Origin of the sequence: Hugenholtzia roseola DSM 9546, from assembly GCF_000422585.1 — a bacterium.
GTDB lineage: Bacteria > Bacteroidota > Bacteroidia > Cytophagales > Bernardetiaceae > Hugenholtzia > Hugenholtzia roseola.
In genome coordinates, this window is sequence record NZ_KE383880.1 from 166,742 (window position 1) to 189,298 (window position 22,557).

The following is a 22,557-nucleotide window of genomic DNA, read 5'->3' on the forward strand; positions in this document are numbered from 1 at the left end:
TTGTAGCCAAAAATTAAAAAAACTGATATAAAATTGCAACTTCATGGCTATTGCGAAAGACCTGCCACTGTGCCGAAGTTGCGTAATCGTAGTAATAAAAACAGGAGAGTTTTTTCCAAACCTGCCCCCCCAAAAAAGCCTGCCACGCTCTTTTGTGGCGATAAGAAGTGCCGATTTGCCATCTTTCCCATAGGTGCAGTGCCAAATTGATATCTACTAAAAGCGGCGTAGCGCGAATTTTTTGCACAAAAAAAGACGGCGAGAGTTTAAATTTTTCATTGATTTTAAAATGATAACCGCCCATCAGTCCGTAGTGGCGGCGCAGGCGTGTGGCTTGTGCAAAATTGAGGCGATTTTCTATGACTTGAAAAAGGGTTGTGCCTACAAAAAAGCGGTCGTCGTGCAGCCAAAGTCCGACGTTGAGGTCAGGCGACCAAGCCCTTTGCTGACTCTCGATGGCATTGTCGTTGGGGTTGAGCAAAATTGCCTCCTGACTGCGAAAGCCAATATTGAGGATACCGAGCGAAGCCCCCATAGAAAGTTGTAGGCGCGTACTTTCCAGATAAAGGTTGCGTTGTGAAAGGGTTAGATGGTAGGCGTATTGGGCATAAAAGCCGCTTCTGCTAAAAAGTCCTGCCTTATCGGTATGTGCAGAAAACGCCAAACTGTGTCCGTTTTCAGGCAGGGCAGCGTCTTTGTCTTTGAGTAATTCGAGGGGCGTTTCTATCAAAAAATAAGCCGTTTGGGGTGCGCTTTCCCAGCCGCTCCATTGGGCGCGAAAGCCTGTGGTAAAGCGAAAATGTGGCGCAATGCCTATAGCGGCAGGGTTTAGGAGTGCAAAGTTTTGGTTATATTGGCTCTGAAAACTCGCCTGCTGTGCCTGCAAAGCCAGCGAACTCAATAAGAGATAAGATAGACAAAGGCTATAAAAAAGCCTTCGCCTGCTCCTTTTTTGAGGCAATAACGAAAAAAAAGTAAGACTGAACATAGAAGCGCGTATTAGAAAGAGGGCAATAGGGTAGAGAACTGCCTACAAACGTTGGCAGGAAAAGAATTTTTATGTTTTTTTGGGAAAGCGTTTCAAAAAATAGACCAATGTAAGTTTTGGGCGCGTTTTTCTATCTAAAATTTATAGAAACAAACTTTCATAGCATTTTAAGGCAAAGAGGTTGTCCTTTTTTTATGTTTTAAAAAGGAACAGGTAGAAGAAGTACGATTTTTTTAGACGATAGAAAGACAAAATCGGCTTATTTCGGAAAGCATCAATCTATTTTTTACTTGCTATGTTGTGTCTTGTCGTGAGGTAAAGCAAAAATAAGCATTTTTTTTGTTTTTTGCACCTGAAAATCAGAAGTTTAGAAAAAAAAGAGAAGCACTTAGACCAACGCCCTTTTTAGGACTGTCAAAGTGTTTTTCGCACCGACAAATCTTTTTTTTACAAGCCCTTTTTGAGGCTTGAAAGTAAGTTTTAGCTTATTTTCCTACTTTCAAGCAAAAAATAAAATAAAAAGTGTGCAAGAGAGCTGTCTTTACTAACATTCCAGCTATAAACTAAGCAGGAAGATAGACAAAGGCAGTGAGTAAGAAGTGATATTTTTTCATTTTAAAAAAAACTAAAAAAAAAGAATGTATTTTATACAGTGGATATAAAAAATTGATAGCGTACTAAGAAACAAACCTTCAAGAGGCGCACCTCTCGAAGGTTTTTCTTGTTTCCATCAGCCTTACTTGGGAGGCTCGATTTGGGTTTGTTTTAAATCAGAAAATTCGCTTTTAGCCTTTTTTAGGCACATAATAAAGGACAACGCGATTTTCTTTGTTGAGGTATTTTTGTGCAACACGCTGAATATCTTGGCGCGTAACCTTTCTATACTTTTCTATTTCCGTATTGATAAGGTCTGCATCTCCGTAATAAACGTGATAGTTGGCTAAATTTTCAGCAATTCCCGCCATAGAGCTATTTTGCGAATAGAATTGCGTTTCGATTTGGTTGATGAGCTTTTCATGTTCGCGCTCGGAAATAAGCTCATTTTTCACCTTTTCATACTCCTCGTCCATCGCCGCCTCTAAGGTTTCGGGGGTAGTTCCCGAACCTAAGTTTGCCAAAGCAAAGACCATCGACATGCTGGGCGAATCTTCCAATCCGAAGGGGAACGCACCGATAAAAAGTGCCTTATTTTGCTTGTCTTGAATAGATTTGCGAAGGCGTGAGCTTTGTCCTTCTGAAAGCAGCGTCATGAGCATGCTTACGGCATAATAGTCGTCTTGGCGAATAGAAGGCGTTTTGTAGGCATGAATGACGGCAGGAAGCTGGATATTGTCTTCAATTACGCCTCTGCGCTCGGCAGTTTGCGGCTCTTCGGTTACGTTAGGGCGCGGAATTTCACCTTTTCCTTTTGGAATACTACCAAAATAAAGTTCGATTTTCTTTTTGGTTTCTTCAATATCAATATCGCCTGCAATAGAGAGTGTCGCATTGTTAGGGACATAGAAAGTTTCGTAGAAAGTCTTGTAGTCATTTTCTTGGGCGGCATCTAAATGCTCCATGTACCCGATAACAGGCCACTTGTAGGGGTGCTTTTCATACGCCAACTTAAAGACGTTTTCCATCATCGTACCATAGGGCTGATTGTCGATGCGCTGACGGCGTTCTTCCTTTACCACCTGACGCTGCGTTTCAATCCCGATATTATCCACTTTGGCATGCAGCATGCGCTCCGATTCGAGCCACAAGCCCAATTCAAGCTGATTCGAGGGCAATAGTTCATAGTAGAAAGTGCGGTCAAAACTTGTATTGGCATTGAGCGTACCCCCTGCGCGTTCCACGTAATCGTCAAATTCGCCTCTGCCGATATTTTGAGAGCCTTCAAATAAAAGGTGTTCGAAGAAATGCGCAAAGCCTGTGCGGTCGGGGTTTTCATTTTTCGAACCCACGTGATACAAGACCGTAACAGCGACCAGCGGCACACTTTTATCTTGGTGCAAAATCACGTGTAAGCCGTTTTCGAGGGTGTATTCCGTAAATTCGACCTTTTTGGGAGTCTGTGCCAAAAGTGGCGAGCCTAACCAAAAAAGCAACAAAAGGAATGAAAATATTTTTTTCATCGTTGCGAAAGGATTAAAGAAAGATTAGATTTGGGGATTGATATTTCAAAACTTGAAACCGACACCTCTTGATAGACAAGCAAAAGGCACTTGCCCCTTACCACTAAGTAAGATTTTCGCTATCAGTAGCCTTTTTTTAGTTTTTATTACAAGGCTGCACACAACTTTATCTAACCAACTCTTTATTTTTCGCTCTCTGAATGGAAAAAAACACTGCCTCCGCTGCCATTTGGGATAAAATCGCGCATCTTTACCAAAATGCCTTTTTTCACCTCGAATTGTACCAAGATTCCTATCTTTTGTTTTGCGATTTGCTACAAAATGCCTTTCCTACACAAGGGCAAAGCCTCCACTTGCTCGAAATGGGCTGTGGAATTGGCAACATTTCCCACCAAATTGCTACAATCCTAACCCAAAAAAAGATAGATTTCAGCATAGAAGCCTACGATTTTGCCCCCAACATGCTCGAATGGGCGCGAAAAAATAACGCCCACTTCCCACAAATTCATTTTGAGGTAGGCGAAGCCCAAGAGCTTTTACAACTGCCCAAACGCCAAAAAGCCTATCACGGACTTATTTCAGGGTTCTGCCTGCCTTATCTAAGCCCTAAGGAAACGCGCAAATTGGTAGAAGATAGTCATTTTCTTTTACAACCAAATGGCTTACTTTACCTTAGTTTTATCGAGGGCGACCCACAACTTTCTGGTTGGCAGGAAAATGGGCAGGGCGATAAGTTCTTGATTTATTACTATCAAAGCTCTTTTTTTGAAAATTTATTTCAGGAAATTGGTCTTTTTTCTGTTTCAAAAATAGAAAAAAGCTACCCAAGAAAAGGCAGTACAGAAATTCATATCTTGCTCATTGCACAAAAAATTGCACAAAAAAAAGATTAGGAAATTAAAAATGTTTTTTTTGATTCTTCCAAAAATAACTCCCCCTTACGCCGCTTGTATCGCGCAAGCGACGCATTGAAAAAATTAAAATGCCTCTCCAAATTCAATAAACGAAGGCGGCACTTCCTCTGCCAACCAAACGCCATTTTGGGCGCGATAAAAAGAGTGTCCTGCCTTTTGCATCTCTAAAGCCTTGATAATCAAGATTCTAACATTACCTTTTCGGCTTCCTACCTTCGTTGCCGTTTCTACATCAGCAGAAAGATGCACATATTGGCGCGTCTTTTTTTGTAGCCCTTCTTTTTTGATGCTATCCAAAAAATTGCGGCTTGTGCCATGGTACAAAATCGAGGGCGGCGTTTGGGGCAGCAAGCCCAAATCGAGGGTTTCTTTTGCAATAGAATGTCCCTGATTGGCGCGAATTTTTGTCCCACTTGCATCAAAGCTAAAACGCTGTTTGTCATTTTCCGCCACAAGTTGCGCCAGCGTAGGCAAATCGAGGGCAAAATCGGGCTTGTGTGCCTTCACTTTCAAAAGCAAATCCGCTACCCTTGCCCAACCCGCTTGGTCTAATTCCAAACCGACCACTTCGGGGCGATGACGCAAAAGCAGGCTCAAAAATTTACTTATTTTCTTAAAATTTTTGGTTTCCATTTGATTTTTCTGTTTTGTTTTTTCTATTTTGCAGGCACAAGCCTATCGCTTTTTCCAACAAAACTTTCTTTTTTATGATTCCCGCCTTTCTAAAACCAAATGACAAAGTCTATCTTGTTGCACCTTCGGGAAAAATAGAATCTGAAAAAGTGCAATTTGCCCTTCATTTATTACAAAACGAATGGCATTTAAAACCTATCTTGGGGGCAGGGGTAGGGAAAAATCATTTTCGCTTTGCTGCCACAGACTCCCTTCGCCTTGCCGACCTGCAAATGGCACTAAACGATTTGGAGGCAAAGGCTATCTTCTGTTTGCGCGGCGGCTATGGCGTAAGTCGGATAATAGAAGATTTAGATTTTACCCTTTTTGCAAAAAATCCGAAGTGGCTCATTGGTTTTAGCGATATTACTTTTTTACATTTAAAAATTGCTACTTTAAAAATTAGCTCTTTACACGCCATCATGCCATCGCAATGGCAATGGGAAGGTATAGAAAATAGCTTAGAAAATTTGAAACAAGTTCTTTTTAAAAATTTTAATTTTGCACAAAAATACGAAGTTTTAGGTCAGTATTCGCCCTTACAAAGTGAAGGAAAAGTGCAGGGGCTTACGCTGGGCGGCAATTTGGCAGTCCTACAACATAGCTTAGGCACAGGCTATGAGCCTGATTTTGAGGGCAAAATTTTATTTTTAGAAGATATAGGCGAAAATTTGTATCGCATTGATAGAATGTTGGTGCAATTTGAAAGTGCAGGAATTTTATCAAAAATTGCAGGCTTAGTCGTCGGTAATTTTACAGGCAGTACAGAAACCGAAGAAGATTTTGGCGAAAATATTACACAAATTTTTCATAGGCATTGGAAAAAATATGCCGCTCATAAACCCTTGGGTTTTGGCTTTCCTATCGGACATACTGCCGAAAACTACGCCATCTTCCACCACGCGCCCGCCCTGCTAACGGTAGATAAAGAAGGCGCAAGGCTTTGTTTTGAATTAGAAAATCAACAAAATAAATCGTCTTTTTTTTAGAAAAAAGTTAAAAAGGCTTTGCTATCACACCGCAAGAATGGTCAGTTTTTGCACCCGTAACAGAAGCCAACGCATTGGGGCGTTCCAAATAGCGCAGCAAACCTAAAAAGGCAAAGATAAGGGCTTCTTTGAAATCGGTAAGTTCTTGTGTCGCAATTTCTATTTGTACTTCGGGCAGTCGCAGAGCAAGTCTTTGAATAAGAAAACGATTCCACGCGCCGCCCCCTGTGATAAGCAAAGTTGTTTTATGATTTTTATCTATTTTTTCAATAATTTCGCTAATTTGATAGGCAATATGCTCGCAAAAAGTGTGCAGCAAGTCGGAAATAAGGTTTTCTTTCGATTTAAAAGTTTCATTTTGCGCTAAATAATTTTCTAAAATTGGAAAAATCTGACTTTCTACCCATTCCGCTCCCAAAGACTTAGGGTAGGGCGCGGCATAAAACGGCAGTTTAGAAAGCTCTTCAAAAAGGGCGGGCAAAAAGTTGCCACTTGCCGCCATTTTGCCCTCTGCATCATAGGGTTTATCGAGTTTTTGAGCCAAAAAATTCAAAACCATATTGGCAGGGCAGACATCAAAAGCAAGCCTTTTTCCTGCTATTTCAAAAGAAATATTCGCAATTCCTCCCAAATTCAGACAAAAATCTATGTCAGAAAAAAGTAATTTATCACCCATTGGCACTAAGGGTGCGCCCTGACCGCCCAAAGCTACATCTTGGCGGCGAAAATCATACACAACCGAAAGCCCCGTCTGTGCCGCCAAAAGCGAACCATTACCCATTTGCAAAGTAAGCCCTTTTGCTGGTTGATGAAAAACGGTATGCCCATGAAAAGCGACTAAAAGCGGTATTTCCGACGATATTTCTGCTAAAAAATGATTTACTTTTTCGGCTACCCACTGCGTCCATTCATTTTCATACATAAAAAAATCAAGTGCCGAAGCCGCTTTCAAAGCCGCCAAATGCCCCTTTTGCACCTCCGAATAAGGAAAAGTTTGCGTTTTCACCAATTCATAACGCCAAGCAAGCGAGTTTTTTGTACCCTTTACTTCCTCAAAACGAACTGCCGCCACATCTAAACCATCAAGGGACGTTCCCGACATCAAACCTATGACCAAATAGACCATATTTTTTGCTACAATTTGGTTTTAATCTTTTATTTTTATAGCTTTATTCCCACAATCGTAACGTCGTCGCGTTGGGGTTCTTTTTGTTTATGTGCCTCGAAGAACCGCTCCAAAATTTCTTTCTGGCGGCTCAAACTCTGCCTATGCACCTGTTCGAGGGTTTGGGCAAAGCGCAGACTGCCAAATTTTTCGCGAGCCGCATTGTTTTGGTCGGCAAAACCGTCAGTGGTGAGGTAGAGGATTTCGCCCTTGCGTAGGCTCAATACTTGGTTGTTAAAAGGCTGATTTTCAGACTTTTGTCTGCCTCCGATACCGCGCTTGTCCCCTTTTAGCAAGTGGAGTTTGCCATTTTTGGTGTAATAAAGCGTGCGTTTTGCACCTGCAAAGGTAACGATTTTCTGGTCTGTGCCATCATCGATGCAACAAAGACAAATATCCATGCCGTCGCTATTTTTGCCTTCTTGTTGGTGCAATGCGTTTTTGATTTCAATATGCAGCACTTCTAAAATCATGGCAGGGTCATAAATTTTGCTCTGCCCCACAATTTTATTGAGCAAAGTATGCCCAATCATAGACATAAAAGCACCGGGTACGCCATGCCCTGTGCAATCGACAACGGCAATAAAAGTGCGCCTTTTTTTGCGAAACAACCAATAAAAATCGCCCGACACCAATTTTTGGGGCTTGTAAATCACGAAACTATCCTCGAAAAAAGCATTTAATTCCTCCTCGGTAGGCAAAACGGCTTCTTGAATTTGCTGCCCATAGCGGATACTATCCATAATTTTTTCTTGCGAATGAGCAATTTGGTCAGATTGAAGTTGAATTTGAGCAATATTATTTTGTACTGTTTCAAGCATTTTAGCAAAATCATTAGAGAGCCAACCTATTTCATCATTGCTTTTTACTTGTTCTAATTTAATACTTTCTGAAAAATTATTTTTAATGACTTTATGAATAGAATTAGATAATTTTCGTACAGGTTTGCTCAAATATTGTGTAACGAAAAGACTTAGTAAAATATTAGACACAATGCAAAGCAGCACTACGCCTATAAGCGTGAGTTTGATGCGCTCTTTAAGTGCCAAACTTTTCTCGGTCGCCTCCTTCTGAATGTGGTCTATTGATTTTTGTATCTCCAAAGAAAGCACCGAAAACTCTTGCAACAAGCCATCACCTTTTTTAAGTCCTATTTTTTCTTCATAAGTTACTAATTGAGTAAAAGTATCGCGATAACTCGTGAGCAAAGCAATCATTTTATCGCGCTCTTCTGGATTGCGCACCGAAAGGGCAATGTCCCTTCGCAGGCTATCTACCATGACTAAAAGTTTGGCGATATAAATTTTTTCTTTTCTAATAATAAAATCTTTTTCATAACGACGAATCATTAACATTTTTTCCTTGTCGAAAGGAAAAGGCGAAGATTCTATCCGATGGATATAACGCCTCATTCTGCCCTCTACACCAAAATCTTTGAAACCGCGCAAATTGATAAGCAAAATGAGGCTATCAAAGCGCGTTTCGTAGCGCACCAAAAGCCGCCTAATGTCTGCAATATCCATCTGAATAGCCAAATTGCTAATCTCTTTTCTATTTTCTAAGGTTTGAAGTTGCTGCAAAACCTCGCGCAACCTTTTTTTGCGCTCTTTCAAATAAGGGCTATCTCCTTTCCGATAATATTCGGGGTTGATAGTTTCATTGCTAAAAAAATCTTTTTCTAAGGATTGTATTTTTACGACATTAAAATTGATTTTTCCTACCAAGCTCATAAACTCATCTATTTCGCTGCGGCGATAGTCAAACCAAAAAGTAACCATGATGATACAGCCCATCAAAAGCAAAAAGCTAAGAAAGGTAACTTCTAATTTGAACTTTAAACTCCTAAATTTCGAGGGCGTATCAGTAGGCATGCGCTTGGGTGCATTTTTTTGCTGCAAAGGTAAAGGCTTGCTTCTATGTTTTGATTGCCTCAATATTACCTTTTTGAGAAAGTTTCCCTAAAAAAACTCAAAAATTGCCCCTTTTCAAAAGACAATAGAAAGCCCATTGGCTGCCTTTTTTTCGCATTTTTTCTCAAAAATTTACTATTTTTTCACTTTTTCGCCGCTTTTTCAGAAAAAGACAAACTAAGCCTTTCTTTTCTGCGTTGTGTTACAAAAAATTAACCGTATGCTAACCGAGCTTTTTGTGCTGATGCGCTACAAAATCCCTAACTTGCACACGTTTAGCCCCGACCTTTCCAAACGCACATTTTTTGCCTTTATCCTACCCGATTGATTTAACTTCTAAACCGCTTTTTTATGCCCACAATCCGCATTTCTACCCCCCAAGAAGAGCCAACGCTTTATGAGCAGCAAATGGAGCGTTTGATGCAAAATCTACAAGAAGATTACGAGCAACTTCTAAAACAGACCTTTTTTAGCAACCAACAACCTGTTAATCCCCTGAATTTGAGAAAGTTACGCGACATGACGCGCCGTATCAACGAGCATTGTAGCGCACTTTTGGCATATCGTGAGAAGATAGAACATTTGAAAAAATAAGCCCTTTCAATATCATAAAAAACGGCTATGTTTATAGACTTTTACGGAACTAATCGGAAAACTGGTTAGTTCTATTTTTTATTTTTATATTTTTTTCGTATTTTTTAAATCTAAAAATTTATACCTCCCCTATCCTGCAAGACTTTTTTTCACAAAAATCAAAGCCCTGCTGCTTTCCCCGTTGATGTTAAGTTCTGGAAAAAGTCTTGTTTTTCGAATGAGAAACAAAATAAAATTTGGGCTGAACCTTATTTTTTGGCAGGAAAACTCTTTTTTATTTCAATCTCACGACAGGTAGGGCAGTAGCTTATCCCTATCTTTCCACCTACTAACTTTTAGAATTTAATACCACTGCCGCTTTCCCTCCATTTTGTAGAGTGGCTTCTTTATTTTTGTTGTAATTTTGGCACACTTTCCACTACCTATTACTCACCGCTACGCGCCCTCCTATGAATTTTGACGAGAGTTCTGAAAAAAACATTCAAACTTTATGGCTTAAAGAAATTCACTTACATAACTTTAAAAGTTATGAAGAAAAAAAGTATGCTTTTTCATCTAAAATAAACTGTATCGTAGGTGAAAATGGCGTAGGCAAGACCAATCTATTAGATGCCATTCACTACCTCTGTATCGGAAAAAGTGCTTTTTTGGGTACAGAAAGCCAACAAATTAGGCAGGGAGCTAATTTTTTCGCCCTCAAAGGCAAATTCGAACAAGAAAAAAGAGAAGAAGTCGTACTTTGCAGTTTGGAAAAAGGAAAGAAAAAAGAGCTAAAACTAAACAAAATACCCTACAAAAAAATTAGCGAGCATGTAGGAAAACTGCCCTGTGTGCTTCTACAACCGCAGGATACCGACCTGATTCGTGAGAGTAGCGAATTTAGGCGTAGTTTTTTCGACAATTTGCTTTCCCAAACCAGTCAGCCCTACCTGCAAGCCCTTATTTTATACCAACATACGCTCAAACAACGCAACAGTCTTTTGAAACAGTGTCATGAATTAGGAAAAAAAGTAGATAAAAATTTGATAAAAATATACGATTCTATTTTGGTTGAGAAAGGAAACTTTATTTTCGAGATGCGGCGCAAGATGATACAAAAATTTAATGTTTTTTTTCAAAAATATTATCAAGATTTGGCACAAGAAAAGGAAGCCGTTTCGTTGGAATACCGTTCTGAATTAGACAAAGAACCCTTAGCGCAGTTGCTCAAAGATAGCCAAGCGGACGATTTGCGGCTTTTGCGTACTACCAAAGGGGTTCATAAGGACGATTATGTTTTCTTACTTCATACAAAAAGTTTAAAAATTTATGGTTCGCAAGGACAACAAAAAACCTTTGTCATTGCCCTACAATTTGCCAAAAGCGACTATCTCTATGCGGAAAAAAACTGTCCGCCTTTGTTGCTCTTAGACGATATCTTCGATAAACTCGATGATAGCAGAATTGAAAAATTAGCGGAAATCTTACATCAGGAAAGAATGGGTCAAGCCTTTATTTCTGATGCACGCCCCGAACGCAGTCAGGCTATTTTTCAAACAGGTCATTTTATTTCTATTCCCTCCTAATTTTTTTTTAAGATGAAAAAAACAACTTATGGCGTTCCCAAAAAACGCGAAGCCGTCATAGAAGCCTTGCAAAATGCTTTCAGCAATCAGAATTTAGACGAAGAAGAGTACATCAACCGTTTAGATGAAGCCATGAAAGCAACCAGCATAGAAGAGCTTGAATTGGTCTTGTTTGATTTTCCTACCGAGGTAAAAGCAGCCATCTTTCAAGCCTCAACCCCCCAAGAGGGACAAAATGCCCTTGCGGGAAATGAGTGGGCAGATGTTTCAAGTATGAAACCATATCAAAGTCAGATGCCTGACTATCAGAATGTTATGCCAAAAGATGTAAAAGATATTCTTAGCTCGAATCGCCACCAAATCGAGCTTTTAGATGGGAAGGGCTTGCAGGTGAGCAATTTTTTTAGTAGCCAAAAAATAGATTTAAGACGGGCGCAAATGGTGGGCAATCGCCTGCGCCTTGAAGTAGAATGTGTAATGGGCGAAACGGTAGTAGATTTGAGAAGCGAAGCCTTACAAGGGAAAACCATCGATTTGCATATCGGCGGTGCTATGGGTGAGGTTAAGATTTTGCTACCACGTGGCGGCGAAATCGTAAAACAAATGCAGCTTTATTTAGGCGATTTTAAAGTCAAAGATAAGCGCAAGGGCTGGCTGGCACGCCTAACGGGTACGCAATCGCAGGAAATCAATACGCTCAATTTCAAGATAATCTTACATGGCTCTTTTTGGTTAGGCGAAGTTTCAGTGGTCTATTAAAATTTGAAAAAGCCCCCATAAACGCAGGCTTTTGCGTACCTTTGCGCTTTCCAAGTGAAAGAATTTATTTCTTTGTAAAACCGTTTTTCAACTAAATCATGAACTGGATAGAAGCCATTTTATTGGGCATCATACAAGGACTCACCGAATTTCTGCCCGTCAGTAGCAGCGGACATTTGGAGTTAGGCAAATATTTTTTAGGCGTAGAAGATGGGGGCTTGCTCTTTTCTATTGTCGTGCATGCGGCTACGGCATTGGCTACTGTGGTGGTCTTTCGCAAAGATATAGGTCTGATAATCAAAGGCTTAGTAGGGGGCTTGCGCCGTTTTGAGTGGAACGTAGAGGTACAATTTTCAACCAAAATCCTCATTTCGATGCTCCCTGTGGGCATAGTGGGCGTATTTTTTAAAGATTGGGTAGAGGAACTCTTTGAAGGCAAAATCGGTTTTGTGAGTTTGATGTTGGCACTGACAGGCTTATTCCTACTCTTTACTCATTTACAAAGTAAATCAAAAGAAAGCGAAAAAAATCAAACTCAATCCGCTATTGGCGAAAGTGCAGAGAGTTTGCAAGCCCTTAACGCTTCTATCGGGTATAGGCAGGCGTTTGCGATTGGACTTATGCAGGCGTTTGCGGTGCTACCCGGCATTTCGCGCTCTGGGAGTACGATTGCGATAGGGCTGCTTTTGGGGGTGCATCGCGCACAGGTGGCGCGTTTTTCGTTTCTGATGGTGCTGCCGCCGATTGTAGGCGCAACGCTGCTCGAACTTCGCAGTTATTTCAAACTTTTGCAGGCAGGCACTACGCCTACTTTGGGTCTTGATGTGTTGGGTTTGGGCTTTTTGGCAGCCTTTCTCTTTGGCTGGTTGGCGTGTATGGGCATGCTCGAATTGGTACGTCGTCAGAAATTGATTTATTTTGCGATTTATTGTTTACTAATATCTGTGGGCGTAGGTTTGTCATTTGTTCTAAAAAATTAGACAAAAATTAGGCAAAATCAGACTTCATCAGCCTTGCACAGGCTTCCCTTCATTTCTATCCCTTTCTTCCCATGCGGCTCTCTCGGTTTTATTTCTATCGCACACAACTGCGGCTTTCCCTTCCGATAATGTTGGGTCAGATTTCGACGATTCTCATCTCGATTTCGGATACTTTGATGGTAGGAAAGTATAATAGCATTGATTTGGCAGGTGTGGCGTTTGCCAATAGCCTTTTTTATAGTGCTTTTGTCTTGGGTATAGGCATCTGTTTCGCGCTCAAACCCTTAGTTGCGAATGCTGATGCAGCCAAAAATCAGACTTTGGTGCAGATTTTTCTCCGCAATAGTGTGAGTTTGGGCATCTTATTGGGTGTGCTTTCTTGCCTTGCACTACTGTTGCTAACGCTTTTCGCGCCCTATATGGGGCAGGAAGAAGTGGTCTTGAAAGCGGCTCTACCTTACTTGCAAGTGATTGCCCTATCGATGATTCCGCTCTTTATGTTTGCGGTTCTTAAAGAGTTTAGCGAAGCCCTGCGGCTTCCCAAAATAGGCATGACGGTCAATATTTTAGGGAGTATCTTCAATATTTTGCTAAACTACTTACTTATTTTTGGAAACTACGGCTTTCCCGAAATGGGTCTGATGGGTGCGGCTTGGGCAACTTTCATTTCGCGCGTCTTGATGCTTTTGATAATGGTAGTGGTATTTTTTCTAAATAAAAATCTATTCCCTTATGCAGCCAATTTATTTCGTCCGCTTTTTGATGGCGAAATTATAAGAAAAATCATCAACTTGGGTTTTCCTATCGGCATACAACTTTTTTCGGAAACTACTGCCTTTTCTGTGGCGGGGATTTTGGTAGGTATGATAAGCAAAGAGGCGATGGCGGCTCACCAAATTGTTCTCAATGTGGCATCGGCGACCTTCCTGACGGCTCTGGGGCTTGCACAAGGCACGACGGTAAATGTAGCCAATTTGATGGGGAAAAAGCAGGCGCGTTTTGTAAGTCAGATGGGAAATTCCGCCCTCTTTTTAGCCTTAGGATTTATGTCGGTAACGGCTGCCTTGTTATTGATTTTTCGCCATGAAATCCCTTGGCTTTTTCTCAATGAAAACGACGTTTTAGCTCCACAAATTGCCCTAATTGCCAGTCATCTTTTTATTGCAGCAGGCTTTTTCCAACTTTCAGATGGCGCACAGGTGGTATCAGCAGGCAATCTTAGAGGCTTAGAAGACACCAAAATTCCTACCTACATCACCCTTTTTGCCTATTGGGGCGTTGCCATTCCAGTAGGCTACCTCATGGCTTTTGGTCTTGATTGGGGCGCAATGGGCATTTGGATAGGCTTGTCCTTAGGACTTACGATTGCTGCCATTCTACTACTCCTTCGCTTTTGGCGATTGACAAGGCAAATAAATTTGAAAGAAGCAGAATAAAATTTGGACTTAAACCCTAAGGGTCTTGAAGACCCTTAGGGTTTGGGGTATAGGACAAGGCATGCTTTGTCCCTGCCTTAGTATAAAATTTTAGAACTTAACACTGATACGCTAATAAGCGTTTTTGATATTTGCTTTTTCAAAGATAATATTTTAACTTTGCTACTGTATCGAAGACAAAATCCTCTCTTTTTTTTGGTTTGTCAAATGCAGATATTTTGGATTTTGAATAGATTTCTTTTTTATTTGTAATTTATTAAAATTAAAAACATGACACCGAAAAATAAACTTTTTTATGGCGACAACTTAGAAGTTTTGAGAAAGCATGTCAAGGACGAAAGTGTAGATTTATGCTACATAGACCCGCCTTTTAATTCTAAACGAAATTACAACCAAATTTATAATAATATCGGAAAAGAAGACAAAGCACAGGCGCAGGCTTTTGTAGATACTTGGACTTGGAATGGTATCGCAAATGAGGGTTTTGATGAAATTGTGAGCAATAAAAATGGTGTTTTTACAAAACAAAGTATCAACCTTATTTTGGGGCTTGAAAAAGTGCTGGGACGAGGAAGCCTCTTGTCTTATTTGGTGAGCATGACGCAGCGCATAGCCGAAATTTATCGAGTTTTGAAGCCGACAGGTTCATTTTACCTGCATTGCGACCCAACGGCAAGCCATTATCTAAAATTGGTCTTAGATGCTATCTTCTGTTCACAAGGTGGAGATTTTAGAAACGAAATTGTTTGGCACTATCGAAGATGGACAAATGTGCAGCAGCAGTTTCAAAGCATGCATGATATTATTCTTTTCTACTCGAAATCAAACAACTCAACTTTTAATTTTACGGAAGTTGATATGTCAGAAAATCAAAAGAAAAAAGTTGCCAGAGGTTGGGATAGTAATGTTATTTCGTCAGATAAAGAGAAATATTCGCAGCTAATTGTCTATAATAAAGAAAAGTTTGAAAGTGCAGTAGAAAGTGGAAAATTAAATCCAGAAAAATATAAAAATATAATTTTTAGAGAAAAAGCAACAGTAGCAGCTTCTGACGTAATTATCCTGCCTTCTCTAAATTCACAAGCCAAAGAAAGATTAGGCTACCCTACTCAAAAACCTGAACAGTTATTAGAAAAAATTATCCAAGCCAGTTCAAACGAAGGCGATGTCATTTTAGACTGTTATTGTGGCTGTGGCACAACGATAGCCGTTGCCGAAAGGCTCAATAGGCAGTGGGTAGGAATAGATATTACGTATCAATCTATTTCGCTGATAATGAAGCGTTTAGAAGATAGTTTTGGCAAGTCTGTGTTAGAAAAAATCACCTTATCGGGTATTCCCGAAGACATGGAGAGTGCCATAGCGTTAGCCAATAAACAAGACGACCGAACACGCAAAGAATTTGAAAAGTGGATAGTGCTGACCTACTCAAACAACCGCGCCGTCATTAACGACAAAAAAGGAGGCGACGGCGGCATCGACGGAACAGCCTTTATCATAGATTACAACGAGGCGCAGGAGCAAGAATTTCAGCAAGTTCTCTTTTCTGTAAAATCCAACAAAAGCCTTTCGCCGACGGTCATTCGCGACTTGTATGGCACAGTAGAAAGAGAAAAAGCCGTTATGGGCTTTTTTCTAACCTTATACCCAATGCCCAACTTGGTAAAGGAAGCCGAAAAGTATGGCAATTATCAAAACAAAATGCTCGGTCAGACGTATCCGAAAATAACCGTTGTGAGTGTGCAGGAAATCTTGGCAGGCAAGCGCATGCATCTGCCCACAAGCGTAGAAGTTCTCAAAAAGGCTGTGCGAAAAGCACAAGATAACAATAACAAAGGATTTTTTAATGAATAAAACCTATGAATGTGGAAACTAATAGAAAAAACAGTTAAAAAATATTTTATATTCAATTAAATTCTGTTACGTTTTATGAAAAGCCTTGTCTTTTCGAATTGGAAACGAAATAAAATTTGGGTCTGAAAGCCTTTTTTATTTCAATCTCACTTCGGACAAGGCAGTGCCTTGTCCCTACAAAAGCAAACGATTTTTTGGTGTAAAACAAGCCTCCTGAACCCCCACCCTGCCCTCCCCCCATAGGGGAGGGTTCGAAATACAAATCATTTTTTTGCATTTATGCAAAAAAATGATACCATATCAAAGCCCCTCCCTTTGGGGGAGGGGTTTGGGGCGGGGTGTATTTGAAGCATCTGTCGCAGCCCTTTAAAGGGCGTTTAAAGCCTCTTTATTCAAATCGCATGTGCTTCATCGATTGCCCTGTGCTTTCTATGCGTTTGAGCGTATCGATGCCAACAGAAAGGTGCTGCTCGGCAAATTTTGAAGTAACAATTTTATCACTTTTTGAAGTCTTGATGCCTTCGGGAATCATGGGGTTGTCTGAAACCATCAAAAGCGCACCACGTGGGATTTCGTTGATAAATCCGACACTAAAAATAGTAGCCGTTTCCATGTCTATCGCCATGGCGCGTGTGCCACGTAGGTAGTTTTTAAAAGCCTCGTCGTGTTCCCAAACACGCCTATTGGTGGTATAAACTGTGCCTGTGAGGTAGTCCAGTTCTTTTTCACGAATGATAATGGAGGTTGTTTTATGGATACGGAACGAAGGCAGCGCAGGCACTTCCTGTGGCATATAGTCGTTGCTTGTCCCCTCGCCACGAATGGCAGCAATAGGTAGGATAAAATCGCCTAAATTTGTTTTTTTCTTCAAGCCGCCACATTTGCCCAAAAAAAGCAGGGCTTCGGGCTTAATCGCCATGAGCAAGTCCATGACGGTGGCAGCCATCGCGCTGCCCATGCCAAAATTGATGATGGTGATATTATCCGCCGTTGCCGTCTGCATGGGCTTATCGCGCCCCACTACTTCAACGCCAAATCGCTCGGCGAACATTTCTACATAGTTGATAAAATTGGTGAGCAAGACAAATTTCCCAAATTGTTCTAAGGGTTTGCCCGTATAACGCGGTAACCAATCCTGAACGATAGCAAGTTTCTGTTCTACATGGATTTGGTTGAAGTCGTCAGAAGAGAAGTTCGAGGGTGTGGTGTGCATAAGATAATTTTTAGGTTTTTGATTTTTAAAATTGTATAATTTTGACTTTTTAGGGCGCAGCAGCTACTACCTGCCCTTATAATACAAGAAAAGCCACCTTAAAAAGGCAGCCTGAAAGGGGGGTAGCACGCTTTTCTGGTGCAGCAGAAGGGTTAAAAAAAGGTCGGCTGGTCTTCTTCATACTTGATGATTTTTTTTATTTTTCCCGGTTGCGCCCAATTCATTGTACCTTCCATTTTTAAAGATAGCAAATAATTTTCGATTTTCTTATCCGCTAAGGCAGTTTGTATTCTTTTCGCTTCTGTCATTGACCTAATAGGAATAAAAGCCTGCAAAGATTGATTTGCCTGCCAATGTCCCTCGAAAATTGTTGGGTTGAATACCGTTTTACCGTAGGCTTCCCAAACGACTTTATAGGGGAAAAAGTTATATTCGCCCACCCCCAACATTGCCCACCAATACCCACGATTGAGCATCGCATTTAGCATCACCCCTTTTCGGGCTTTTAAAGTTTCTATGTTGTTTTCAAGGTAGCGTTGAAGTTTGGGGAAGGCTTGAATTTGCTTCCACTCCATTGGTTTTCCGTTGCTATTATAGGGCAGGAGTACCCATTTTGAAGGTGTAGGCGACTGATTTTTAAATGCTTTTGAGGTGAGTAGTGGAAATACAAACTTTTTAGGCAACTCAATATTTTTCTTATTTTTGTTAGAAAGGCTTACAAAATCTTTGTCTATTTCATTGAAAGTATCAAAAAAATAAACATCATTCGCACCACAGGTATTCACCCCTTGTCTGGGACTTGATTCTCTTTTTACAAAGATAGGACTAAGCATCTCAAAATGCTTATCTTCTTCTTTGGAAAGAATACTCAAAGGGTCTGTTTGTTCAAAAAGTGGTTTTGCAATATACTCATTCCAAAAACCTTTCTCATTTCTGAAATAAGGGATTGGAAAAGATGACTTTGTATCCCTGACAAAGTGTGCCAGCCCATAGCGCGTCGCGACCCCTCCAAACACATCTTGGTCATTAAAATCAAAGATAGAATGAACACAATATTTGACTTCGCCAATTCGATAAGTTCTAAAACTTTTATTCGCGCCTTCATTTAAAAACAGTGAAAGCGGTAAAAATACAATCGCTTCTCCTTTCTCTTTTAGAAAGTCTTTGATGGAAACTTGAACAATAAGGGCTGCTATATCAATTCTACTTCCCCCCAATAATAGATTTTGACTATTTCCTACTAAATCAAACTTAAAAAAGTAACTTTTTATTTGCTCTTTATAGCTTTCAGGTAAATCTACAAAATTTTGCCAAGGTGGATTACCAAATATTATATCATATCTTTTAGGAGTTAGCTTTAAAAAGTCTTCGTTGGTGAAATTTTGGGTCATATCTAAGCCATATTTCTCTCTAAACTTATGCAGAGCTTGTGTGAAATAAACAGTATTTAATTCATTCCCAAAGAGTTTATTTATAGGAAGGCTTTCGAGAGAAAAACCCTTAGCCAAACCATAAGTAATAAGGGCTTCGAGCAGATTACCTTCACCCATAGTTGGGTCAAATACAGATGCACCTGCAAGCCATTTTGAAAATATATCGAACTTATCAATCGCAAACTCCCCCCATTTGAGCGGAGTAAAAACATCACCCATGCGCAAGGCTTTATCTGACAAATCGGAAGTTCTGATATCCGCCATCTCTAAATTGTTCAATTGATTTAATTCGTTTGTCTGCATCTGCCTTAACTCGTTTATAGTGGATTGTAGCAAGGTCGCAAAAAATATTAAAGAAATCTTGATAAGACCTATTCCATTCTATCTCATCCCAGACCTGATTTATTGTATAATTAAGCCTCACTTGTCCTGTCCCCAAGTTTTCAATGCGATACATGTTTTGGGGCAAGCAGTGAAAAGGGGCAACACAGATGTACTCGATTTCTCTACTATTGTTTTTTGCAGTCGACCTATCATGTCCAAATTCGACAATCATAAAAATCCCTCTATCATTTGCAAGAAATTTAAGAAGATTTCCGATAGCACATACACCACCGTCCGAATAACTTTTCGAATCCAAATCCTTGGTTTTAACATCAAACCCAAAAAGTTTGTTTTCAATGTTGCAAGCAAAATCAAAGATGGTTCTTCGTCCTGGTATATCAACCGTCTGATAACCTAAATTCGAACAAATCTTGTCCCAACTATCGGTTATTCTTTTTTCAATCATTGCACCAAACGCCCTGCTATCTTCTCTTGCGGAGATTCCTGACCGCATTTCTTCAAAAAGCGTTTCTATTTCAAGTTCAATTCTCTTTGCTATTTTCTCGTAATCCATAGTCTAAGATTTAGCAAGGCGGGGAAAACAAAGGATAAGTCGTTATAAGGCTTTCTAAAAGCAAAGTCTAAAAAAAATTAAAGGTAGGTGTGTAAATTTCTGTTCAATAAGCCAAAATGGGAAAGTGATGGAAAATAGGAAGTCATAAAGAACAATCGGAAAGCTCGCCAAGCTAAGAGGCTGCCGTTTCACCGAAATTAGAAAGGAGTTGGCTTTGCCTCTGTTGCGATTTGGCATATTGTAAGATTCTTTCCACTACGCCTGCGCTGGGCGCGGGCATCTGCTTCAACTGTTTTTCTGTGCAGGCATCGAGCTGCTTTTTCATTTCTATCATCTCAAAAAATTCTTGACTTAGACTCTCCTCTTGTAGAAGTTCGATTCTGATTTGCTCGGCTTTTTGTTCGGACACTTCTCCATACACATAGGCAAGTAGGCTATTGGCGGCAGCGTTTTGGGCGGCGTTTTTAGTGTTGGAAGGAACGTTTTTTAGATTGGTTTTTATTGTTGACATACGTTTCGTTGCTTTGGTTCATCAGTTTTCGGAGATTGATAAGTGCGTAACGCATTCTTCCCAAAGCCGTATTGATACTCACTCCCGTAGTTTCTGCAATTTCTTGGAAGCTCATATTGAAATAGTGGCGCATCATCAAGACTTCTTTTTGCGGTTTGGGCAGTTTTTTGATATATTCGCGCAAAGTTGCGCAGGTTTCTTCTTTTATTTTCACTGCTTCAAACGAGGGAACGGCATGCTCGATGGTATTCAAGACAGGGCTGCCCTCTTCCATGATGACGGTAGGATAGCGTTTTTGCTTACGAAAATGGTCGATGGCGAGGTTGTGTGCGATACGCGAAACCCAAGGCAGAAATTTGCCCTCTTCGTTGTATCTACCAGAGCGAATGGTATCAATGACTTTAATAAAGGTTTCTTGTAAGATGTCCTCCGCTACATACGCATCTTTGACGATTAGATACACCGCCCCGTAAATGCGCGTCTTGTGGCGTTCTACCAAAGTTACAAAAGCTCCTTCCGAGCCGTTTTGGTAAAGTTTGATGAGTTCGCTATCGCTGACCTCGTTTTTCTTGGTTTTCGTTTGCATAACTAACGTAGCTTTAAAAAGTGTATTGTTCAATTTGAGCGATTGAGGGAGTAGGAAAGCTGCTTGCTATCTTTTGCCTGCCGTAACTTTTACAAATATAACGACGTTTTTCTGAAAAAAAAAAGAGTACAACAATTTTTTTCCGAAGCCTCGAAAAAAAATTGTCAAAGCAAGTGCCAAATTCGATAAACAGAGGGTTTTTATCGGCAAAAAAACGTTTTTTATCGACGAAACTTGCAAAAAAAGCGACTAACTTTCCTTTGAAAACCCTTTTTAAAGCCCGTTTTCTACAAAAAAAAGAAAAACTTACGTGATGTAAGTTCTGACCCTAAAAAACACAAAACTATGACCCTCGAAGACAAAAATTTTTTCATGCGCCTTGCCCTTTTGGAGGCGCAAAAAGCCTTTGAAAGGGGCGAAATTCCTGTGGGCGCATTGGTAGTACAAGAAAATAAAATCTTAGCACGCGGCTATAATCTGACCGAAGCCCTACAAGATGTAACGGCGCATGCGGAAATGATTGCCCTTAGTGCTGCCGCTAACACACTCAATTTCAAGTATTTAGCAGGGGCAAGTATTTTCGTAACCTTAGAACCCTGCCTGATGTGTGCAGGTGCTTTGGCGTGGTCGCAGGTGTCGGCTCTCTACTTTGGGGCTGCCGACGAAAAGCGCGGCTTCGTGCGTTTGGGCGAAGGCACTGTTTTCCCGAAAAAGGTAAAAATAGAAGGCGGCATTTTGGCGCAAGAATGTCAAGATTTGTTAAGAACCTTCTTTGAAAAATTGAGGAAGTAGGTCAAAAGGCTTAGGCGCAGCAAAGCATTTCGCAACTTTTGAGGAAGGGCATGGGAGGATTAAGAAAATACCACGCTAAAAATCTAAATTGCTTTCAAACCTGACAGCGGAATAGCTGCTTGATTTAGTTATTTTTATCGTATTTTTTGTTAAATATAGCCCTTAAATCTGTTTGTCTGCACCAAAGAATAATGCTAATTGTAAGAAGCAATAATAAGTGGTTTAAAAAAGAATTACTACAATCATTAGTATAGTTTGAACCAGAATAATCGTGTAAATGCCAAGGAAATATTTTATCAAGTATTGGCAAATTGAATCCAAGTTGTTTATTGATAATACTGGGTGAAAGGTCTACTAAGTCGGGAAAAATACTGCCTAAAAAGGAAAGTCCCATAATAAACTGATATTTTTTATTTGTTAACCAAACTGTAATCAATATCATAGCCAAACCAGCAAACACGTCAAGTTTAGAGTTTATTGGATAACAATGTGGAATATAGTCTAATGCGCCATGTGAAATAACACCTACGATAAATGCCAAAATACTTGTCCAAATGGTATCTTTAAGGGTTCTTGCTTGTTCAATCCTTTTTGTGTCGGTCAATAAAATGGCGACTCCAACTGCGGTTGTGGTATGGAATATTACGTTCATACTAAGTGTTGTCTTAATAAATTTAGAAAAATTACGCCAAAGCAAAGGCTTAACAAGACTTTCTACATTAGCACACAAAGATAAGAAAAAATACTAAAAACGATTGAAAATTAGTAACAACTTAAGCAGCATTTCATTTTTTTTCCTTGCGCAGTGCCTCTATTTGTTCAAAAGTCAAGCCTGTCAGTTTTGAAATGATTGCGTTATTAAAACCTTCTAAAATAGCATTTTTCGCAATTTCAATCGCCTTTTCTTTTTTGAGTTCCAACTCCTTCTGTTCGAGGTCTCGCTTTGTCTGCTCGATTTCTCGCTTTTTCTGTTCGAGTTCCAACTCTTTCTGTTTGAGTTCCAACTCTTTTGTGTAGGCTACGCTTATTTCTATTCGGCGATTTTCTACCGAACGGTCATACATTTTCTTTTCTAAATCTGTAAGACTTTCATAGCGCAATTTTTCCTTTGCTTTATCCAAGCCTTTCGCCCTAAAAGTATCTTTTACTTCGCTATTTTTTAAAAAATAAATCCATTCGTC

Annotated in this window: 21 protein-coding genes; 9 read left to right on the forward strand and 12 right to left on the reverse strand. The window is 40.1% G+C overall.

The window, feature by feature from the left end; all coding sequences use genetic code 11:
* Positions 1-13: 13 nt before the first annotated feature.
* Both G500_RS0113000 and G500_RS0113010 read right to left on the reverse strand, forming a co-directional pair.
* Complete coding sequence (locus tag G500_RS0113000) at positions 14-988, reverse strand: PorP/SprF family type IX secretion system membrane protein (RefSeq protein ID WP_027002866.1); 975 nt, start codon at positions 986-988, stop codon at positions 14-16.
* A 785-nt stretch (positions 989-1,773) separates the two neighbouring features.
* A complete protein-coding gene (locus G500_RS0113010; RefSeq protein WP_027002867.1) occupies positions 1,774-3,105 on the reverse strand; it encodes a M16 family metallopeptidase in 1,332 nt (443 codons plus the stop codon).
* Between the two features lie 200 nt (positions 3,106-3,305).
* On the opposite strand from G500_RS0113010, the gene G500_RS0113015 reads away from it, so the two are divergent.
* Complete coding sequence (locus G500_RS0113015) at positions 3,306-3,998, forward strand: methyltransferase domain-containing protein (RefSeq protein ID WP_027002868.1); 693 nt, start codon at positions 3,306-3,308, stop codon at positions 3,996-3,998.
* 84 nt (positions 3,999-4,082) lie between these two features.
* On the opposite strand, the gene G500_RS0113020 is transcribed toward G500_RS0113015, so the two are convergent.
* The gene (locus G500_RS0113020) at positions 4,083-4,652 is read right to left on the reverse strand and encodes an RNA 2'-phosphotransferase (protein ID WP_027002869.1); all 570 of its coding nucleotides are present in this window, start codon (positions 4,650-4,652) and stop codon (positions 4,083-4,085) included.
* 74 nt (positions 4,653-4,726) lie between these two features.
* On the opposite strand from G500_RS0113020, the gene G500_RS0113030 reads away from it, so the two are divergent.
* Complete coding sequence (locus G500_RS0113030) at positions 4,727-5,680, forward strand: S66 peptidase family protein (RefSeq protein ID WP_027002870.1); 954 nt, start codon at positions 4,727-4,729, stop codon at positions 5,678-5,680.
* Positions 5,681-5,687: 7 nt separating this feature from the next.
* On the opposite strand, the gene G500_RS0113035 is transcribed toward G500_RS0113030, so the two are convergent.
* Positions 5,688-6,806: an anhydro-N-acetylmuramic acid kinase gene (locus tag G500_RS0113035; RefSeq protein ID WP_027002871.1), complete on the reverse strand. Its 1,119-nt coding sequence runs from the start codon at positions 6,804-6,806 to the stop codon at positions 5,688-5,690.
* A gap of 35 nt (positions 6,807-6,841) precedes the next feature.
* Entirely contained in the window at positions 6,842-8,743 is a 1,902-nt protein-coding gene (locus G500_RS0113040; RefSeq protein WP_027002872.1) for a SpoIIE family protein phosphatase, read from the reverse strand.
* A gap of 363 nt (positions 8,744-9,106) precedes the next feature.
* On the opposite strand from G500_RS0113040, the gene G500_RS0113055 reads away from it, so the two are divergent.
* The 6 genes from G500_RS0113055 (at position 9,107) to G500_RS0113080 (ending at position 15,943) form a co-directional block, all read left to right on the forward strand.
* Entirely contained in the window at positions 9,107-9,349 is a 243-nt protein-coding gene (locus G500_RS0113055; RefSeq protein ID WP_027002874.1) for a hypothetical protein, read from the forward strand.
* A gap of 449 nt (positions 9,350-9,798) precedes the next feature.
* Positions 9,799-10,914, forward strand: coding sequence for a DNA replication/repair protein RecF (gene recF, locus G500_RS23475; protein ID WP_051203573.1), 1,116 nt, complete (start codon positions 9,799-9,801; stop codon positions 10,912-10,914).
* 12 nt (positions 10,915-10,926) lie between these two features.
* A complete protein-coding gene (locus G500_RS0113065) occupies positions 10,927-11,673 on the forward strand; it encodes a DUF1707 SHOCT-like domain-containing protein (protein WP_027002875.1) in 747 nt (248 codons plus the stop codon).
* 98 nt (positions 11,674-11,771) lie between these two features.
* Positions 11,772-12,653, forward strand: coding sequence for an undecaprenyl-diphosphate phosphatase (locus G500_RS0113070; protein ID WP_027002876.1), 882 nt, complete (start codon positions 11,772-11,774; stop codon positions 12,651-12,653).
* 71 nt (positions 12,654-12,724) lie between these two features.
* Positions 12,725-14,089 (forward strand): MATE family efflux transporter, encoded by a 1,365-nt coding sequence (locus tag G500_RS0113075; protein ID WP_027002877.1) that lies wholly within the window; start codon positions 12,725-12,727, stop codon positions 14,087-14,089.
* A 270-nt stretch (positions 14,090-14,359) separates the two neighbouring features.
* Entirely contained in the window at positions 14,360-15,943 is a 1,584-nt protein-coding gene (locus G500_RS0113080) for a DNA-methyltransferase (protein ID WP_035757375.1), read from the forward strand.
* Between the two features lie 388 nt (positions 15,944-16,331).
* Here the strand turns inward: G500_RS0113080 and G500_RS0113090 are convergent, their stop codons facing one another.
* From G500_RS0113090 to G500_RS0113110, 5 genes are all read right to left on the reverse strand, one after another.
* Complete coding sequence (locus tag G500_RS0113090; RefSeq protein WP_051203575.1) at positions 16,332-17,156, reverse strand: AMP nucleosidase; 825 nt, start codon at positions 17,154-17,156, stop codon at positions 16,332-16,334.
* Between the two features lie 152 nt (positions 17,157-17,308).
* Positions 17,309-18,868 (reverse strand): Eco57I restriction-modification methylase domain-containing protein, encoded by a 1,560-nt coding sequence (locus tag G500_RS0113095; RefSeq protein WP_211220159.1) that lies wholly within the window; start codon positions 18,866-18,868, stop codon positions 17,309-17,311.
* Positions 18,819-19,487, reverse strand: a complete 669-nt coding sequence (locus G500_RS0113100; RefSeq protein ID WP_027002881.1) for a hypothetical protein — start codon at positions 19,485-19,487, stop codon at positions 18,819-18,821. Before G500_RS0113100 ends, G500_RS0113095 begins: the two co-directional genes overlap by 50 nt.
* Positions 19,488-19,659: 172 nt before the next feature.
* Positions 19,660-19,998: a hypothetical protein gene (locus tag G500_RS0113105; protein WP_027002882.1), complete on the reverse strand. Its 339-nt coding sequence runs from the start codon at positions 19,996-19,998 to the stop codon at positions 19,660-19,662.
* Complete coding sequence (locus tag G500_RS0113110; protein WP_027002883.1) at positions 19,952-20,584, reverse strand: RNA polymerase sigma factor; 633 nt, start codon at positions 20,582-20,584, stop codon at positions 19,952-19,954. The genes G500_RS0113105 and G500_RS0113110 overlap by 47 nt, the downstream gene beginning before the upstream one ends.
* Positions 20,585-20,929: 345 nt before the next feature.
* On the opposite strand from G500_RS0113110, the gene G500_RS0113120 reads away from it, so the two are divergent.
* The gene (locus G500_RS0113120; RefSeq protein ID WP_027002884.1) at positions 20,930-21,376 is read left to right on the forward strand and encodes a nucleoside deaminase; all 447 of its coding nucleotides are present in this window, start codon (positions 20,930-20,932) and stop codon (positions 21,374-21,376) included.
* A 124-nt stretch (positions 21,377-21,500) separates the two neighbouring features.
* Here the strand turns inward: G500_RS0113120 and G500_RS0113125 are convergent, their stop codons facing one another.
* Both G500_RS0113125 and G500_RS0113130 read right to left on the reverse strand, forming a co-directional pair.
* Positions 21,501-22,028 carry a hypothetical protein gene (locus G500_RS0113125; RefSeq protein WP_027002885.1) on the reverse strand — a complete coding sequence of 176 codons (528 nt, stop codon included), beginning with the start codon at positions 22,026-22,028 and terminating at the stop codon, positions 21,501-21,503.
* 133 nt (positions 22,029-22,161) lie between these two features.
* The coding region (locus tag G500_RS0113130; RefSeq protein WP_027002886.1) for a hypothetical protein at positions 22,162-22,557 on the reverse strand (396 nt) is incomplete at its 5' end.

Bases quoted from the DNA above. Each gene is read 5' to 3' on its own strand.
- G500_RS0113010 (WP_027002867.1), bottom strand. From the start codon at position 3,105: ATGAAAAAAATATTTTCATTCCTTTTGTTGCTTTTTTGGTTAGGCTCG.
- G500_RS0113110 (WP_027002883.1), bottom strand. From the start codon at position 20,584: ATGCAAACGAAAACCAAGAAAAACGAGGTCAGCGATAGCGAACTCATC.
- G500_RS0113100 (WP_027002881.1), bottom strand. From the start codon at position 19,487: ATGGATTACGAGAAAATAGCAAAGAGAATTGAACTTGAAATAGAAACG.
- G500_RS0113000 (WP_027002866.1), bottom strand. From the start codon at position 988: ATGTTCAGTCTTACTTTTTTTTCGTTATTGCCTCAAAAAAGGAGCAGG.
- G500_RS0113020 (WP_027002869.1), bottom strand. From the start codon at position 4,652: ATGGAAACCAAAAATTTTAAGAAAATAAGTAAATTTTTGAGCCTGCTT.
- G500_RS0113030 (WP_027002870.1), top strand. From the start codon at position 4,727: ATGATTCCCGCCTTTCTAAAACCAAATGACAAAGTCTATCTTGTTGCA.
- G500_RS0113120 (WP_027002884.1), top strand. From the start codon at position 20,930: ATGACCCTCGAAGACAAAAATTTTTTCATGCGCCTTGCCCTTTTGGAG.
- G500_RS0113055 (WP_027002874.1), top strand. From the start codon at position 9,107: ATGCCCACAATCCGCATTTCTACCCCCCAAGAAGAGCCAACGCTTTAT.
- G500_RS0113015 (WP_027002868.1), top strand. From the start codon at position 3,306: ATGGAAAAAAACACTGCCTCCGCTGCCATTTGGGATAAAATCGCGCAT.
- G500_RS0113090 (WP_051203575.1), bottom strand. From the start codon at position 17,156: ATGCACACCACACCCTCGAACTTCTCTTCTGACGACTTCAACCAAATC.
- G500_RS0113105 (WP_027002882.1), bottom strand. From the start codon at position 19,998: ATGTCAACAATAAAAACCAATCTAAAAAACGTTCCTTCCAACACTAAA.
- G500_RS0113065 (WP_027002875.1), top strand. From the start codon at position 10,927: ATGAAAAAAACAACTTATGGCGTTCCCAAAAAACGCGAAGCCGTCATA.
- G500_RS0113035 (WP_027002871.1), bottom strand. From the start codon at position 6,806: ATGGTCTATTTGGTCATAGGTTTGATGTCGGGAACGTCCCTTGATGGT.
- G500_RS0113125 (WP_027002885.1), bottom strand. From the start codon at position 22,028: ATGAACGTAATATTCCATACCACAACCGCAGTTGGAGTCGCCATTTTA.
- G500_RS0113080 (WP_035757375.1), top strand. From the start codon at position 14,360: ATGACACCGAAAAATAAACTTTTTTATGGCGACAACTTAGAAGTTTTG.
- G500_RS0113070 (WP_027002876.1), top strand. From the start codon at position 11,772: ATGAACTGGATAGAAGCCATTTTATTGGGCATCATACAAGGACTCACC.
- recF (WP_051203573.1), top strand. From the start codon at position 9,799: ATGAATTTTGACGAGAGTTCTGAAAAAAACATTCAAACTTTATGGCTT.
- G500_RS0113075 (WP_027002877.1), top strand. From the start codon at position 12,725: ATGCGGCTCTCTCGGTTTTATTTCTATCGCACACAACTGCGGCTTTCC.